Origin of the sequence: Campylobacter helveticus (assembly GCF_002080395.1) — a bacterium.
In the GTDB taxonomy this organism is placed as follows: domain Bacteria; phylum Campylobacterota; class Campylobacteria; order Campylobacterales; family Campylobacteraceae; genus Campylobacter_D; species Campylobacter_D helveticus.
In genome coordinates, this window is the sequence record NZ_CP020479.1 from 22,469 (window position 1) to 35,653 (window position 13,185).

The 13,185-nt window shown below is 31.6% G+C and carries 28 protein-coding genes; 26 read left to right on the forward strand and 2 right to left on the reverse strand.

The features are described 5' to 3' along the window. Nucleotides 1-6 precede the first annotated feature (6 nt). From CHELV3228_RS09395 to CHELV3228_RS09435, 10 genes are read left to right on the forward strand one after another with little or no spacing between them, the layout of a single operon-like run. Nucleotides 7-663, forward strand: a complete 657-nt coding sequence (locus CHELV3228_RS09395) for a hypothetical protein (RefSeq protein WP_082200813.1) — start codon at nucleotides 7-9, stop codon at nucleotides 661-663. Next, the gene (locus CHELV3228_RS09400; protein WP_082200814.1) at nucleotides 656-871 is read left to right on the forward strand and encodes a hypothetical protein; all 216 of its coding nucleotides are present in this window, start codon (nucleotides 656-658) and stop codon (nucleotides 869-871) included. The genes CHELV3228_RS09395 and CHELV3228_RS09400 overlap by 8 nt, the downstream gene beginning before the upstream one ends. Continuing rightward, complete coding sequence (locus tag CHELV3228_RS09405; protein ID WP_082200815.1) at nucleotides 864-1,724, forward strand: hypothetical protein; 861 nt, start codon at nucleotides 864-866, stop codon at nucleotides 1,722-1,724. The genes CHELV3228_RS09400 and CHELV3228_RS09405 overlap by 8 nt, the downstream gene beginning before the upstream one ends. Continuing rightward, complete coding sequence (locus CHELV3228_RS09410; RefSeq protein ID WP_082200816.1) at nucleotides 1,721-1,969, forward strand: putative periplasmic lipoprotein; 249 nt, start codon at nucleotides 1,721-1,723, stop codon at nucleotides 1,967-1,969. The genes CHELV3228_RS09405 and CHELV3228_RS09410 overlap by 4 nt, the downstream gene beginning before the upstream one ends. Beyond that, complete coding sequence (locus CHELV3228_RS09415) at nucleotides 1,966-3,123, forward strand: hypothetical protein (protein WP_082200817.1); 1,158 nt, start codon at nucleotides 1,966-1,968, stop codon at nucleotides 3,121-3,123. Before CHELV3228_RS09410 ends, CHELV3228_RS09415 begins: the two co-directional genes overlap by 4 nt. Beyond that, on the forward strand, nucleotides 3,120-3,746 hold the full coding sequence (locus CHELV3228_RS09420; RefSeq protein ID WP_082200818.1) for a hypothetical protein: 627 nt from the start codon (nucleotides 3,120-3,122) through the stop codon (nucleotides 3,744-3,746). Before CHELV3228_RS09415 ends, CHELV3228_RS09420 begins: the two co-directional genes overlap by 4 nt. 41 nt (nucleotides 3,747-3,787) lie before the next feature. After that, nucleotides 3,788-4,021 (forward strand): hypothetical protein, encoded by a 234-nt coding sequence (locus tag CHELV3228_RS09425; RefSeq protein ID WP_139018564.1) that lies wholly within the window; start codon nucleotides 3,788-3,790, stop codon nucleotides 4,019-4,021. Continuing rightward, nucleotides 4,021-4,191: a hypothetical protein gene (locus CHELV3228_RS10130; protein WP_156890195.1), complete on the forward strand. Its 171-nt coding sequence runs from the start codon at nucleotides 4,021-4,023 to the stop codon at nucleotides 4,189-4,191. Before CHELV3228_RS09425 ends, CHELV3228_RS10130 begins: the two co-directional genes overlap by 1 nt. A 34-nt stretch (nucleotides 4,192-4,225) precedes the next feature. Continuing rightward, nucleotides 4,226-4,873 carry a FliH/SctL family protein gene (locus tag CHELV3228_RS09430; protein ID WP_082200820.1) on the forward strand — a complete coding sequence of 216 codons (648 nt, stop codon included), beginning with the start codon at nucleotides 4,226-4,228 and terminating at the stop codon, nucleotides 4,871-4,873. Next, a complete protein-coding gene (locus CHELV3228_RS09435; RefSeq protein WP_141081306.1) occupies nucleotides 4,870-5,130 on the forward strand; it encodes a hypothetical protein in 261 nt (86 codons plus the stop codon). Before CHELV3228_RS09430 ends, CHELV3228_RS09435 begins: the two co-directional genes overlap by 4 nt. Nucleotides 5,131-5,214: 84 nt before the next feature. Here the strand turns inward: CHELV3228_RS09435 and CHELV3228_RS09440 are convergent, their stop codons facing one another. Further along, the gene (locus CHELV3228_RS09440; RefSeq protein ID WP_082200822.1) at nucleotides 5,215-5,442 is read right to left on the reverse strand and encodes a hypothetical protein; all 228 of its coding nucleotides are present in this window, start codon (nucleotides 5,440-5,442) and stop codon (nucleotides 5,215-5,217) included. Nucleotides 5,443-5,495: 53 nt separating this feature from the next. Between CHELV3228_RS09440 and CHELV3228_RS09445 the strand changes: the two genes are divergently transcribed. From CHELV3228_RS09445 to CHELV3228_RS09475, 11 genes are all read left to right on the forward strand, one after another. Then, on the forward strand, nucleotides 5,496-6,617 hold the full coding sequence (locus CHELV3228_RS09445; RefSeq protein WP_082200823.1) for a hypothetical protein: 1,122 nt from the start codon (nucleotides 5,496-5,498) through the stop codon (nucleotides 6,615-6,617). Nucleotides 6,618-6,626: 9 nt separating this feature from the next. Then, nucleotides 6,627-7,289: a hypothetical protein gene (locus tag CHELV3228_RS09450; RefSeq protein WP_234981019.1), complete on the forward strand. Its 663-nt coding sequence runs from the start codon at nucleotides 6,627-6,629 to the stop codon at nucleotides 7,287-7,289. Then, entirely contained in the window at nucleotides 7,286-7,591 is a 306-nt protein-coding gene (locus CHELV3228_RS09455) for a hypothetical protein (protein WP_082200824.1), read from the forward strand. Before CHELV3228_RS09450 ends, CHELV3228_RS09455 begins: the two co-directional genes overlap by 4 nt. Further along, nucleotides 7,570-7,728 carry a hypothetical protein gene (locus tag CHELV3228_RS10135; protein WP_156890196.1) on the forward strand — a complete coding sequence of 53 codons (159 nt, stop codon included), beginning with the start codon at nucleotides 7,570-7,572 and terminating at the stop codon, nucleotides 7,726-7,728. Before CHELV3228_RS09455 ends, CHELV3228_RS10135 begins: the two co-directional genes overlap by 22 nt. 43 nt (nucleotides 7,729-7,771) lie before the next feature. Next, on the forward strand, nucleotides 7,772-8,683 hold the full coding sequence (locus tag CHELV3228_RS09460) for a hypothetical protein (protein WP_082200825.1): 912 nt from the start codon (nucleotides 7,772-7,774) through the stop codon (nucleotides 8,681-8,683). Nucleotide 8,684: 1 nt separating this feature from the next. Next, a complete protein-coding gene (locus CHELV3228_RS09465) occupies nucleotides 8,685-9,179 on the forward strand; it encodes a hypothetical protein (protein ID WP_082200826.1) in 495 nt (164 codons plus the stop codon). A gap of 63 nt (nucleotides 9,180-9,242) precedes the next feature. Beyond that, nucleotides 9,243-9,476, forward strand: coding sequence for a hypothetical protein (locus CHELV3228_RS09470; protein ID WP_131937986.1), 234 nt, complete (start codon nucleotides 9,243-9,245; stop codon nucleotides 9,474-9,476). Further along, nucleotides 9,476-9,640, forward strand: coding sequence for a hypothetical protein (locus tag CHELV3228_RS10140; RefSeq protein ID WP_156890197.1), 165 nt, complete (start codon nucleotides 9,476-9,478; stop codon nucleotides 9,638-9,640). Before CHELV3228_RS09470 ends, CHELV3228_RS10140 begins: the two co-directional genes overlap by 1 nt. Then, nucleotides 9,640-9,780, forward strand: a complete 141-nt coding sequence (locus CHELV3228_RS10145) for a hypothetical protein (RefSeq protein WP_156890198.1) — start codon at nucleotides 9,640-9,642, stop codon at nucleotides 9,778-9,780. The genes CHELV3228_RS10140 and CHELV3228_RS10145 overlap by 1 nt, the downstream gene beginning before the upstream one ends. Next, complete coding sequence (locus CHELV3228_RS10150) at nucleotides 9,780-9,944, forward strand: hypothetical protein (protein ID WP_156890199.1); 165 nt, start codon at nucleotides 9,780-9,782, stop codon at nucleotides 9,942-9,944. The genes CHELV3228_RS10145 and CHELV3228_RS10150 overlap by 1 nt, the downstream gene beginning before the upstream one ends. Further along, the gene (locus tag CHELV3228_RS09475) at nucleotides 9,937-10,605 is read left to right on the forward strand and encodes a hypothetical protein (protein ID WP_082200828.1); all 669 of its coding nucleotides are present in this window, start codon (nucleotides 9,937-9,939) and stop codon (nucleotides 10,603-10,605) included. The genes CHELV3228_RS10150 and CHELV3228_RS09475 overlap by 8 nt, the downstream gene beginning before the upstream one ends. 103 nt (nucleotides 10,606-10,708) lie before the next feature. Here CHELV3228_RS09475 and CHELV3228_RS09480 read toward each other — a convergent pair whose 3' ends face one another. Beyond that, nucleotides 10,709-10,927, reverse strand: a complete 219-nt coding sequence (locus CHELV3228_RS09480) for a hypothetical protein (protein WP_082200829.1) — start codon at nucleotides 10,925-10,927, stop codon at nucleotides 10,709-10,711. A gap of 42 nt (nucleotides 10,928-10,969) precedes the next feature. Between CHELV3228_RS09480 and CHELV3228_RS09485 the strand changes: the two genes are divergently transcribed. The 5 genes from CHELV3228_RS09485 to CHELV3228_RS09500 are packed head-to-tail and all read left to right on the forward strand — an operon-like array spanning nucleotide 10,970 to nucleotide 13,139. Continuing rightward, nucleotides 10,970-11,533, forward strand: coding sequence for a transglycosylase SLT domain-containing protein (locus CHELV3228_RS09485; RefSeq protein ID WP_082200830.1), 564 nt, complete (start codon nucleotides 10,970-10,972; stop codon nucleotides 11,531-11,533). Nucleotides 11,534-11,574: 41 nt separating this feature from the next. After that, a complete protein-coding gene (locus CHELV3228_RS09490) occupies nucleotides 11,575-11,811 on the forward strand; it encodes a hypothetical protein (protein WP_084112182.1) in 237 nt (78 codons plus the stop codon). Beyond that, on the forward strand, nucleotides 11,811-11,966 hold the full coding sequence (locus tag CHELV3228_RS10155; protein WP_156890200.1) for a hypothetical protein: 156 nt from the start codon (nucleotides 11,811-11,813) through the stop codon (nucleotides 11,964-11,966). The genes CHELV3228_RS09490 and CHELV3228_RS10155 overlap by 1 nt, the downstream gene beginning before the upstream one ends. Further along, complete coding sequence (locus tag CHELV3228_RS09495; RefSeq protein WP_082200832.1) at nucleotides 11,959-12,489, forward strand: hypothetical protein; 531 nt, start codon at nucleotides 11,959-11,961, stop codon at nucleotides 12,487-12,489. The genes CHELV3228_RS10155 and CHELV3228_RS09495 overlap by 8 nt, the downstream gene beginning before the upstream one ends. Then, complete coding sequence (locus CHELV3228_RS09500; RefSeq protein WP_234981020.1) at nucleotides 12,489-13,139, forward strand: hypothetical protein; 651 nt, start codon at nucleotides 12,489-12,491, stop codon at nucleotides 13,137-13,139. Before CHELV3228_RS09495 ends, CHELV3228_RS09500 begins: the two co-directional genes overlap by 1 nt. The last annotated feature ends 46 nt before the right edge of the window (nucleotides 13,140-13,185 follow it).

A 13,185-nucleotide genomic window follows, 5' to 3' on the forward strand; every position in this document is an offset into this window, starting at 1 on the left:
ATATTTATGAAACTAGACATCAAACAAATATTGGATGCAAATCAAATAAAAGCTTTTTGTGAAAAAAATAAGACTATGCTTATATTAGGTGGGGTCTTAATCATAATGCTTATTCTAGCAAGTTATCTTTTCTTTGCAAATAATAAAGATTTAAGCGATGGCTTTGAAACACAAATTGAAACAAATGCCACTAGCCAAGAAGATGAATTTAAAATGCAAAATCCCTTCTCAAATCAAAACAAAGAGCAAACCCCTCCGCCTTTAAATCAAGAGCCTAGCAAAATAGAGCAAAACAATACGACTATGCCTCCCCCACAAACAAATAATAATGTAACAGATAAGAGTGAAGCTATTATCTTAGAAAAAGACGAGCCAAATATCCCTGATTTATCTCAAAATAGTTTCGCACAAAGCACTCAAGCTGATGCTATTAAAGAAATCGCTAAAAAACAAAAGCCTAAAGATATGGTGGAGTTTTTAAATGAAATTAAAGACAAGATAGAACTTAAAAAGCATAGCTTTAAATATGATTATAAAGAATACGAAAGAGGGGACAAATTCCTAGACTTTTATGAAATTGAAGATATAGGGGAAAACTCTATTCGTTTTAAAGATGAAGACTATAGTTATAACCTAAGATTTATAGGAGAGAATAATGAATAATGACACCGCTATACTACTTACAAATTTAGCCCTAGAGCTAAATTCTGCTTTAAGAAGAGTGAAAAGCCTCCAAGCACAAATTAGTGAAATTAATCACTTCATTGATGAGAACGGACTAAGAAATGATTTTTTATCCCTAGCAAGGAGCAATCAATGCTTAGAGCTTTTAGATAACACTTTAAACTTTAAAAGGAAAATCAATGCTTAAAAATAATTTGCAAAAACAAAAAATTAAATTCATTGCCTTATCTGCTTTACTTTTAGGATTAAACCTTAATGTTTTAAATGCTTACTATGAGCCAAACGATAAAAGTTTTAAAGATGGCTTTGAAGCAGGTCTTAAAGCTGTGGAATTTCAAGCTAAAAATGAGGGTTTTACGAGTAAAAGCATTAGCATTACCAAACCCTTTGTCTTACTTTTAGATATTAAAGAAATGCCTTTAAGCGAGGTGTTATTCTTGCAGGTTTTAGCATCAAGAGAGGGGATTGAATCGCATTTAAGTGAAGAGTTTTTATATCTTGGAAGCTTTGAAAGGGAAGTGGATGCTAAGGATAGAATTAAAAGCTTAGTCGCCAAATTTAAATTGAATGCTAAAGATTTAAAAGTGCATAAAAATATCAAAGAAATCATTACTTATCCTTATCTTTATAAAGGTTTTTATGAAAGTCTTTTACAAAAGGCAAAAGAAGAGGGCATTATCATAGAGACTAAGGTTTTAACCAAGCCTCTTATAAAAAATCCCATCGTAGCTAAAAAACCACTTCCTAAAAAAGCAAATCCCACAACAAGCTTTAGTCTTAAAAATGCTAAGGCTATGTCTTATGCAAGTTTAGGAGGCATTGAGAGTGATAGTAAAAACTACGAGGAAAAAGGTTTAGTAGGTAAAAAAGACTTCATCTTTGAAAAAAAGATAAAAACAAATAAAAATGAAAGCTTTGTAAAGGTAGCAGGGCAAAATCTTTACTTCTTAGAAGAAGATATTATAATGCTTAATTCTAATTCCAGCAACACCACCGCAAATCAAAGTCCCACTCAACCTTGTGTAAGGTTATGCAAATGAAAAAACTTATTTTTATGCTAACTCTTGCTTTATTTTTTAATGCTTGTAGCTCCAAAGTGCAAACAAATAAAATCCCTAATGATAAAAAATACAATTTGCCTTTAAGCTCAAGCTATAAAGAGCCAAAAATGGACGAAATGGAAAAAGAAAAATTCTCTTTAAGCTTGCAAGAGTTTTTTGCTCCAAGAGAAAAAATAGAAGATGAGAAAAATCTTTGGAAAACAGGTATGGAGTATTTTAAATGAAAGTTTTAAAATTTACCACAGGGGTGTTTTACCCCCTCAAAAGAGGGGAAAGCTTAGTAAGCCTTGACAACAATTATACAAAGAAGTATAATTATAACCGTAAAACGAAGCATATTCATCACCTCATTTCTGGGGTGAGTTTTAGCAACAGGGTTCCCGCCCTGTGGCTAACCCCACTAAAATTGAACTCCATTTTTCCTAAACCTCTTTTTAAGCAAGGTGTCTCGGTTAAATTTATACTCTTAGCCCTACTTTCAGGCTTTACTCTAGCTCACGCCAACAAAGAAGCTAATAATATCATTGATAGTGCGAGTGAGGGTAGAAAGGTTATAGAAGAAAAAGCCTTAGCTCCCATTGATATTAACAAGGACAAAGAAAAGCTTTTTTATAGTGAAACAATTCTTAATTGGCATTATGCTTTGCAAAAGGAAAATCCAAGAGGCACTGAAACCATAGCAAAAACAAGTGAAAATCTTTTTGTAAAAAATCTCATAGAAAATAATACAAGTAAGGATACTAATACAAGCACAGCAGAAGAACTTGTAGTGGTTAAAGGCTATTGTTTTATAAGAGATGAAGTTAATGTTGGCAAACAACCAAGTGCTTTAAGACTAGAATGTAGCACAAATGTAGGCTCTATTACAATGTTTGGCAATCTTGTCAATCTTAATGAAAAGGCTTCTTTGATAGTCGACCCTAAATACATAGAAAAAAATGGAGTGAGATTTGAGGTTAAAAGCTCTATTGTAACAAATGAAGAAAAAACAAGCTATAACATTGCTACCTATGTCAATGATAGAATGATAGCTAAGGTAGGATATGGAGCTTTAAGTGCGGGAAGCGATGAAGTAAAAAATGCGAGTAATGAATACTTAAGAGCCTTAGAAGAAAGTAAGAAAAAGCAAGAAACTGCTTATGTTAATGTCCCTGATGGAAATGGCAATATGTATCCTCAAGCTGTGCAAAACACTAATACTGAGACACCTGACCCGTTAGATTATTTAGTCAAAGGGGCAATCAATGTAACTGCTTCAGCTGTAAAAAGTTTTGCAGACCTTGCAAAAGAAGATTTACCTTATCTTTATCAAATCGTGCCTAAAACAAAGATATGGATAGATTTAAAAGTAAATAAACAAGGGGAATATGTCAAATGAAGCCCCTTTTTTATCAAAGCTTTAAAGATAAAACAAATCAAAGCAGAACTAGGCTTAAAGAGATAAGAAATATTTACAATGTAAGTTTTAATGAAAAAAACTCAACGCCTATTAATGCTGAACTTGAAGCCATTGAAAATATCATTATAGATTATGTCGTGCATTATATAAAAGGTTGGCACAACGAAAGAAGAGATAAAGGCTTGGGTGCAGAGCATATTAAACTCCACTTAGAAAAAGGCAGTGAGGGAGAAATTAGCTTAGAAGAACTTTTAAATCTAGGAAATTCTATAAGAGAATATTTAAAACTATTCAAAGAACCCTTTGTGGATATAGAGGGCAATAAAACCGCAAAACTTTTTGAGTGGGAAAATGATGAAGGTGTGCGTTTTAGAATTGCAACTGATAAAATCAAAGGGGAGGGTCTCCCGAAAACGCCACTATCCCCCTCTGATGAGATAATTATAACCTTTTACTCTGATAGAAATCTTAATGAAAAAATGGAATTTAAAAATCCTAAGGTAAAAGAATATTACGAGAGCAAACAAACTCAAAACGAGAAAAATTTAAACAAAGACGAGTCTTTAAGTTTTCAAACTCCAAAGCTAAGGCTTAAAAAATGATTTTAGCTAGAATTTATCCTTTTACAAGAAAGGATATAAAAATGAAACTAGACAGAGTTAAAGAGGAAATCGCAAATATTAGGCGTATGCAAAATATTATTCTTACAGTTCTTATAGCTGTAACAGGTTATCTTCTTACAGCTAAAGGCATAGGAGAAATTAGAGCATTTGGTGCGATGTTTTTCATCGCTTTTTTATTTATAGCACTATTAGAATTTAATTCTCAAATGGAGAAAAAGCTAGATGAAATAGAAAAACTAAAAAAGGATGAGTAATGATGGATACAGAACTTGGAGAGCTAATAAGAGTTTCAATAGCTATCATAGTAATGATTGCGATAATCTATATAATGGGCGATTATCATTCTAGAATAAAGGAATACTTAAAGAAAAGAAAAGAAGATAAGAAGAAAGATGGACTAGAAAAAACAAAAAAGGATGAATAATGCGTATAAATAAACTTAAATCAAAGGATAAACAATGATAAAACAAAAACTTACTCTAAGCATTTTAGCTTTAATGTTAAGTCAAGGCGTTCTCTTTGCATCTGATGCCACTTCTACTGAAGACTTCTTTTATCAAAGAGGTTATGAGAACGGCTATACTCAAGGTTATGAAAAAGGCGTAGAAGAAGCTTTTAAAGAAGCAAAAGCTATGCTTAAAAATTATGCAAATGAGTTAAAAGCTTATGAGCTAGGCAAATACCTAATCAAAAATCAAAACCTTACCTACCCTCAAGTATGGCAAGAAGTTGATGATAGTGGCTTAGTCAAGCTTAGAGTCTTGCCTTCTAAGATAGAAAAAGAATTAAGCGTGGATGAGTTATTTGCTAAATTTGCAAGTATTCCTACAAGAGAAGCGGTAATTAATAAAGACTTAGAGCTTAGTGTTGCTGAGAAAAACTCAGTATCTCTTTCATATAGAGATGGAAACATTAATACTCTTCCTCAAAAACCAAATACGGCAAATAATAAACAAACTCTATCTTTAGCCAAAAGCTCAAAGAATTTAGAAATCCTTAAAAAAGCTAATGTGGTCTTTAGTGATGAGGGGAGTTTTTACAATGTGCTTTTCTTTACTAAAGCAGAAAAAGAAGCTTTTTGTTCACAATTTGAGATATGCAAATGATGAAAAATTTACTTAAAAAAGCTTTAAAACTCTTTTTATTTTTATTTGTCGCTTTTGTTATTTTTTGCATTTATGCTTATTATCAAATGAGAGAACATATTAATGCCTTTGTAGCAATTCAAAAAAGCATTAATGAAGCAAACGCAACAAGCCTAGAGAAAGAATACGGCACAAGTGATAAAGAAAAAATCTTTAATCGTCTCATTTTAAAGTATTTAAATGAGTTAGAAGAAGGGGAAGCTAATGTTACTCACTAGCAGATTTAGCAAGGTAAATCATACTAAAAAGCATTCCGCCCAACGCCAAAATAGCACTAATGATTGCAAGAATTGCGGTAAAAGTCATTTTAAATCCTTTAAGCATTTAAATTCTTTTTTTAAAAGCCTTAGCAAAATGGCAATAATACAAAGTATTGTAACAATGCCAAATAGAGTTAAGTATATTTGCCAAAGAGCTAAAAGCTTAAAATTAACAACAATATATGCAAACATACCAAACAAAGCCGTTAAAAAGGCTAATAAAAAAGTTTTAAAAAACTCAATCTTTATTTTTACTTTCTCAAGTTCCATAAAGAGTATTCTACCACATTTTAACAAATTCAATTCAACACAAAGGATAAATTATGTTTAAAAAATCTCTACTTACCTTATCTTTAAGCTGTGCCTTAGCACTTAATGCTAATGCTGTTTCTTTAGATGATGTTTTAGATAATATTATAGGAAGTTTAGACAAGAAATTTAATAATCTTTTTTCTTCTTCTCTTTCTGTCATTGAAACTTGTCATTATAATGGAAATTTTGACATTAAAACAGACTTTGATATATGTAAAGTCGCTTCAAAATTAGATAATTTAAAATTCGATGCGTGCAAACTCATAGGTGGAAGTGGAGGGACTCAAGTAGGCATTAGTGGAGTGCAGAGTTTTTGTAATGCTCAGGCAAAGAAATTTGAAGATTATGTTAGCAAACAAAGCAGTGATTTTATAGAATATCAAGCCTTAAACATTGATGAAGCCAATAAAGCAAGTGAGTTTGCAGGAAAACTTCCAAGCGGACAAGATTTAAAAAGCTATTTTAAGGTATGGGATATTAATTCTGTTTTTAAAGATAATAGTCCTAATAATTTAGCAAGTTCTTATTTATTGCAAGGTAATCAAGAAGTGGTTTCTTTAATGATGGATTATGCTAAAAGTAGCGGAGCTAAAACTGACCCATCGACCATTAAAGTTGAAGATATAAAAGCTCCAGCCACTTTGGAGAATTATCAAAGTGCGATTAATGAAAGCGTGAGAAATTATAAAAAAATCTTAAAAGATACCAGTGCAAATAGCATAAGTTCAATGGTTAGAAGTAAGCTAAATGGAAATAATAATGATGCAAAATCCGCTCAAAATATCGTCAGTGAAAACAAAAAGGCATTTGACTTGGCAAAAAGTGCAGAGCTAGGACAAGCACTTTCAACTGCAGGACATAAAAAATTTGCTATCCCCACTCAAGAATATGTGGAAAATCTAAGAAGTGATTTGCAACTTAAAGCAGTAGCTGGGATTAGAAAGCAACAAGCAGAAGAAATTGCCATTATTGCTAGGATAGAAGAAAAATGGAATAAAAAATATGAAATCGCAAAACTCTTAGCTGATAAAGAAGTCATACTCGCCCAGCAATTTGATTCAAAATCCGCTCAAGCTGAAATAGATAAGATAGTTGCCGATGCTTCTGGCTCAAATAAACCAAGTCAGCCTTAAAGGAAAGAAGTGAAGCCCTTGTTCGAAAGCTTCAAAAACAAAATAGATACCGCTCGTAAAAATAGACAGGAAAAACGAGGCATTTATAATGTAAGTTTTAATGAGAAAGACTCAACATTGATTGAAGCAGAATTAGAATTCATAGAAAATGCTGTGATTGACTACATTAAAGATTATAGCTTTTATTATGTTAAAGGCTATCATAATCCAGATAGAGATAAAGGTTTGGGTGCAGAACACATTAAGCTTCACTTAGAACCAAATAGTGATGGACAAATCACTTTAGAAGAATTATTAAATTTAGGAAATTCTATAAGGACTTATCTTCAAATTTTTAATGAGCCTTTTATGGAAGAAAACAAAAATGCTAAAATCTATGAATGGGAAAATGATAAAGGTGTAAGGTTTAGAGCTATCACGGATAAGATAGGACATAAGCATCTAGAAAATATCACTAAAGCTTATCAAGAGGGAGGGCCACAACTGCCACTCTCCCCTCTCGATGAACAAATTATAACCTTTTACTCTGATAGAAATCTTAACGAAAAAATGGAATTTAAAAATCCTAAAGTAAGAGAATATTATGAGAGCAAACAAACTCAAAACGAGAAAAATTTAAACAAAGATGAGTCTTTAAGTTTTCAAACTCCAAAGCTAAGGCTTAGAAAATGATTTTAGCTAGAATTTATCCTTTTGCAAGAAAGGATATAAAAATGAAACTAGACAGAGTTAAAGAGGAAATTGTAAATATCAGACAATGGCGAAATATTTGCAGTGTAGCGTTTATGAGCGTTTTTGCTTATTTCTTTACTGAGGTTCAACCTGACCCAACGATAAGAACGGTGTCAGCTTGTATAGCTTTTATTATTTTAGGCTTTATGTTTCTTATATTGCATTCAGCAATGAAAGAAAAACTTAAAGAGCTTGAAGCAACAACAAAAAAGGATAAACCATGCAAGAAAATAATTATTTAGAACTTTTTTCACATTTTTTTGTGCTTTTTTTCTTTCTTCTTTTTGTGTCTTTTCCTGCTATTGAGCTTTATTTAGATAAAAGAAGCAAAAAGAAAGAAAGATTAGAACAGCTTAAAAAGGATTTAGGCATTGAATAAGAACGAAATTAATTAAAAAAACTAAATAAGGAAAGGAAAGATAATGTGTAACGAAACAAATGAAAACCTAGAAGAAAAAGATTTAGAATCTAAGACTCTTAACGAAGATAGCATTAAAGAAAAAAATCTCACACAAGAGCTTAAAGAAACTAAGGAAAATAAAGAAACAAAACCAAGCGAAATGAAAAAGAAAAGTTCTCCAAGAAAGAGTGAAAGTCTAAATTTTAAATGCGAACAATTCTTTGGAAAAAATTGGAAATTTGTCGCTTCTTTTATAGCCTTAGCTCTTTTAGTGATGGCTTATGAAATGTCAAACATTAATGAGAGAATGAGTAGCTTAGAGCAAATCGTGCAGGAAAACAATGGCAAGGTGGTTTTAACCACAAGTGATGGAAGAGCTATTAAGGTAACCAAAGAGCCTTTAAAGGCAGAATATCTTAAGCAATTTGCCCTTTCTACTTATGTCAATAATTTCATCGTCAGTAGAAGCCAACTCACTAATGATTTTCAAAAGGTTAATTTTAAAAACTATGATGAGCTTTTAGCTAATGTGCCTAATTTAAGAGTGATACTTAGAGAATTTATGGATTCAAAGGCAGATGAGAGCAAAAAGATAGAGGTGAATAAAGTCGCTGTTGGGGATTTAAGAGCTTATGTGCAGTGGTTAATAGCTGCAACCGCACAGGATAAACTCCCTGAATACATAGCCATTAAAGATTATTCTGTTGATAAATATGAATATAGTGCAAATCAATTCACCATAGAATTATCCATTAAAGTTGTCGCTCAAAGTTATATTCTAAGTCGCAATGAATATGTCAGCCAACAGGGCATATTTAAAATTAAAAGTAAGGGAAGCTTTGATTTGTCTAAATCAAGCGATATTAATCCTTATGGTATGCGTATAGAAAGCCTTAAGATTGAGCCTATTATAAAAACTAGTCAAGGAGCATAAAATGAGTGAAGCAATCAATGAGCAAAAAATAGAAGCACAAAATGCAAAAACAATGTTTAAGCTCAATGAAGAGCTTTCCAAACTTGTCTTTACCCTGCAAAAAGAAGTAAAGAATTTAAAAGAGGATACCCTTGTTAATGCCCAACATCTTTATATGTTTAAAAAGCTAAATACGAAAAGCATTAATACCTTAAATGATGAAATGGATACACATTTAAAAGCAACAACTGAATTTGTAGAAAATCTCGGTATAGAAAATGAAAAGAATAATGCAGATAATTATAGTGCTTTTATCAATACCTTACTCACTGAAGACTTTGCCAAAAAACAAAATGAAGTTATAGAAGAACTAAAAAGAGAATTTAATGCTAAACCAAAAATAACTAAAAATAAATCTTCTTTTTTAGTCAAATTTAGTTTTGCCCTTAGCCTTGCAAGTTTTTCTCTTTTAATGCTAATTTGCGTGAAATTTAGGCTTTTTTCTCAGTTGTTTTAGGGGGAAAAGGTTTAAAAAATGATTTTAGCTAGAATTTATCCTTTTACAAGAAAGGATATAAAAATGAAACTAGACAGAGTAAAGGAAGAAATCGCAAATATTAGGCGAACGCAGAATATCATTGTTACAATTCTTATAGCTGTAGCAGGTTATATTCTTACCGTTAAGGGTATAGGAGAACTTATAGGATTTGGAGCAATGTTTTTCATTGCTTTTTTATTCATAGCACTATTAGAATTTAATTCTCAAATGAAGAAAAAGTTAGATGAAATAGAAAAACTCAAAAAGGACGAATAATGATGGATACAGAACTTGGAGAACTAATAAGAGTTTTGATATTTGCAATAACAATAATGATGATAATCTACATACTAGGTGATTATCATTCTAGAATAAAGGAATATTTGAGGAATAGAAAGCAAAAGAAAAATGAACTTGAAAAAACAGGAAAGGATGAGTAATGCAAGATATAACTTGGTGGGCAGTTGTGCAAGCTGGCGTAATTCTTTTTTCTTTTTTGTTTGTAGTTTGGATTATGGTATTTGATGATTATGAATTTCCATTTGGTAGAAAATCTAAGTGGACGAAAAGGGACGAGTGATGCAAGAAGATTTAACTTTAGGACAATTTTTTCTTTGCCTATTTCTTGTGTTTTTATTCGTTTTTGCAGTAGGAATTCATCCATTGTGGCTTGATTATTTAGACGAAAGAAGAAAAAAGAAGGAAAGATTAGAACAACTTAAAAAGGATTTGGGCATTGAGTGATAGAGAATTAGCTCTTTTTACACTTTGTAAGGCTCTTGTAACATTATTAGGCGAAGAACAAGCTATAGCAGATTTAACTCTGCTTTATGAAAGACACCCTGAAATGTTTGAGAATAAAGAAGAGGTTAAAAAACTTATTGAAAAAGTAGTGAGTGAGCCTGATGTGATTAAAATTAATCCAAAAGCTAAAAGCGACAAGGATTTTATGGTTGCTAAGATTTTAGATGATAAAAAAATGGTAGATATAGGAATTCGCAATGATAATGGAACAAATATTGTTTTTCATACAAACAAAAAGAATATTTCGCGATTTTACAAATTTAAGAAAGACGCACAGGTGTTGGTGGAGACGCCATCTACCGAAGTAGCACCCACATGGTCAGACCATTGCGCTGACAAATCAAATGATTTATCTAGGGATATAAAAATCCTTTCAACACCCGATAATGCTATTATGCCACAACCCTCTCAAGAAAGTCAAGAAGCAAATGCAATGATGGAACAAATGCTAAAAATGCAAGAAAGCATAAGCTCAATGCCAAGAGTTGATGATTTGATTAAAGAACTTGATGAAAATTCTAATGCAAATAATGATGAAAGTTTAAATAATGAAAAAGCTAAAAAACCCTATCAATCAAGAGTAAGGTTTAAAAAACAATGATTTTAATGTTTAGAAATTCTATAAATGCCCCAACAAAGAACAATGGTAAAGGTAGCCATAGCAATAATCGTTGCTATAAGTCCTGCACTTACACTTGCCATATTTACTCCCTTAATCGTTTAAGATACTTTGCAAAGCTCAGTAAAATAAAGACAAAACATAATGTCAAAAAGATTATGCCTATATATGCAATGATAAGCTTTACTTTACTTAAACTTTCAAAATTAACAAACAAATACGCTACAAGAGCCATAAAAGCAGTAGCGACAATGTTAAACGCATTTTTAAGCAAACCCAAAATTTCTTTTGCTTCTTCCTTCATGCAAACAATTCTAACACAGCATAACTTAAAAAGGTTTAAACAATGAAGCCTCTTATTTTAATATTAGTGCTTTTTAGCTTCTCTTTTGCAAATGCCACTAAAGAGCAAATCATCGCTAATGCTTTAAAAGAAGAAGCTTTAAATGCAAATATCGATAAAAGATTGCTTTATACCCTAGCTAAGATAGAGAGCAATTTTGAACCACTCATCATAGCCTTTACTAGCAAAAATAAAATAAACATTATGGGTAATAACATAGACCTAAGGCATTTAAAATATAAAGATAAATTTCTCATACAAATTAGAAGTGATGCAAAGACCTTAGAGAAAATAGCCCTTTACTTACTCGATAAAGGCTTTAATATAGATATAGGCTTAATGCAGATTAATTCTATTAATTTTACCAAAGAAGAAATCCCCTATCTTTTCAATCCAAGCTATAACATTAAAAAAGCCATTAAGGTTTTAAAGACTTGCAAAAGCAAATTTAACTCTCTTAAACAAAGCATAGAGTGCTATAACAAAGGCAATCGTTTAGGAGTAAGGTATGATTATTATGCGAATTTCACAAGACATTTTATAAGAGACTTTGGGGGCGTGAGATGATTTTAGCTAGAATTTATCCTTTTACAAGAAAGGATATAAAAATGAAACTAGACAGAGCTAAAGAGGAAATCGCAAATATTAGGCGAACGCAGAATTTTTGCGTAACAGGATTTATAGGTTCTTTTTCTTATTTTTTTATTAATGTGGAGCCTGACCCAAATATAAGGACTGTGTCATCAATTGTATTAGCAATATTTTTATTTTTTGGCTTTTTCTTCATAGGTGTATCAATGAAAGAAAAGCTAAAAGAGCTTGAAAAAACAGGAAAGGATGAGTGATGGAAAACATATCTTTATGGATGATATTGTCAAGCTCTTTAATGATTACTATGTTTGTCATTATCGTATTCTATCCATTGATTGAGACCTACTTAGACAAAAAACAAAAGAAAAAAGAGTTGGAAAAAACAAAAAAGGATTCAAATAATGGGTGAAAAAGAATTAAAAATTTTTGAATTATGCAATGAACTTCATAAGCTTTTAGGAGATAAAGAAGCTATTGCGGATTTGAAAAAATTACATAGCAATCACCCTGAAATGTTTAAAGATATAAAAGAGGTTGCAAGTGTGATAGAAGAAGTTGTCGGTGAGCCTGAAATGATTATTAAAAATCCAAGACCTAAAAGCGAAAAAGACTATATAGCCATTAAGCATTTAGATAAGGACAGGGATAAAATAGGCGATATAGGCGTAAGAAACGATGAGGGAACAAATATTATCTTTCATACTAATATCTCAGCAAATAGGAATTTTAAAAGGTTAGCAAAAAAAGAAGTGGTAGTTGCTGGTGAAGCCGTCCACTCCCTTCACACCTCGAGACCTGCCGAGCTGGGCGGTGATAATAAAGAATTATCTGGTGCAAATGCACATTCAGCAACTATTGATAATAATATACCACAGCCTCTTAAAGAAAGTCAAGCTAAAAACAAATCAACTCACAGACTAAGGAAAAGATAATGAGTGAAAAAGTCCTAGAAATCTTTAAACTTTGTGAAAGATTAGTCGAGCTTTTAGGAGATAAAGAAGCTATTGCGGATTTAAAGTTACTTTATGAACATCATCCTGAAATGTTTGAAGATAGAGAGGATGTGTCAAATACCATTGAAGAAGTTGTAAGCAATCCTGAAATTATTATGAGAGCTAAAAGAGAGGGAGCAATTCTCGCATCTAAAAGACTACAAAATATGCTTAAAATGGGAGATGTTGTAATAGAAAATGATAATGGGACAAATATTATTTTTCATGTCAATAAAAAGAGAATAAAAGAATTTGAGAAATTAAAAAATTCGCTGGTAGAGACCCCCACACCCTCTACACACCGCTCTAAGTCGGCAGGGGAGCTAATAGGTAAAAACCTATCTGGTGCAAATGCACATTCAGCAAACTTTGATAACAATATACCACAGCCCCTTAAAGAAAGTCAAGCCAAAAATAACAATTTAGAAGCAAAAGTAAGTGAATTGTTACGAGAGCAAGAAAACATAAGCTCTATGCCAAGAGCTAAAGATTTTAATAAGAACTTCCAAAAAGATTTAGAAGAAAGCTTTGGTATGAAGCTTGAGGATTTAAAAGATGAGAGTAAAAACAAACCAAAAATTAAGTCTTAAATTAAAAAATCAAGGCTTTAATGAAAATTAAAGCTAAATTTGTAAG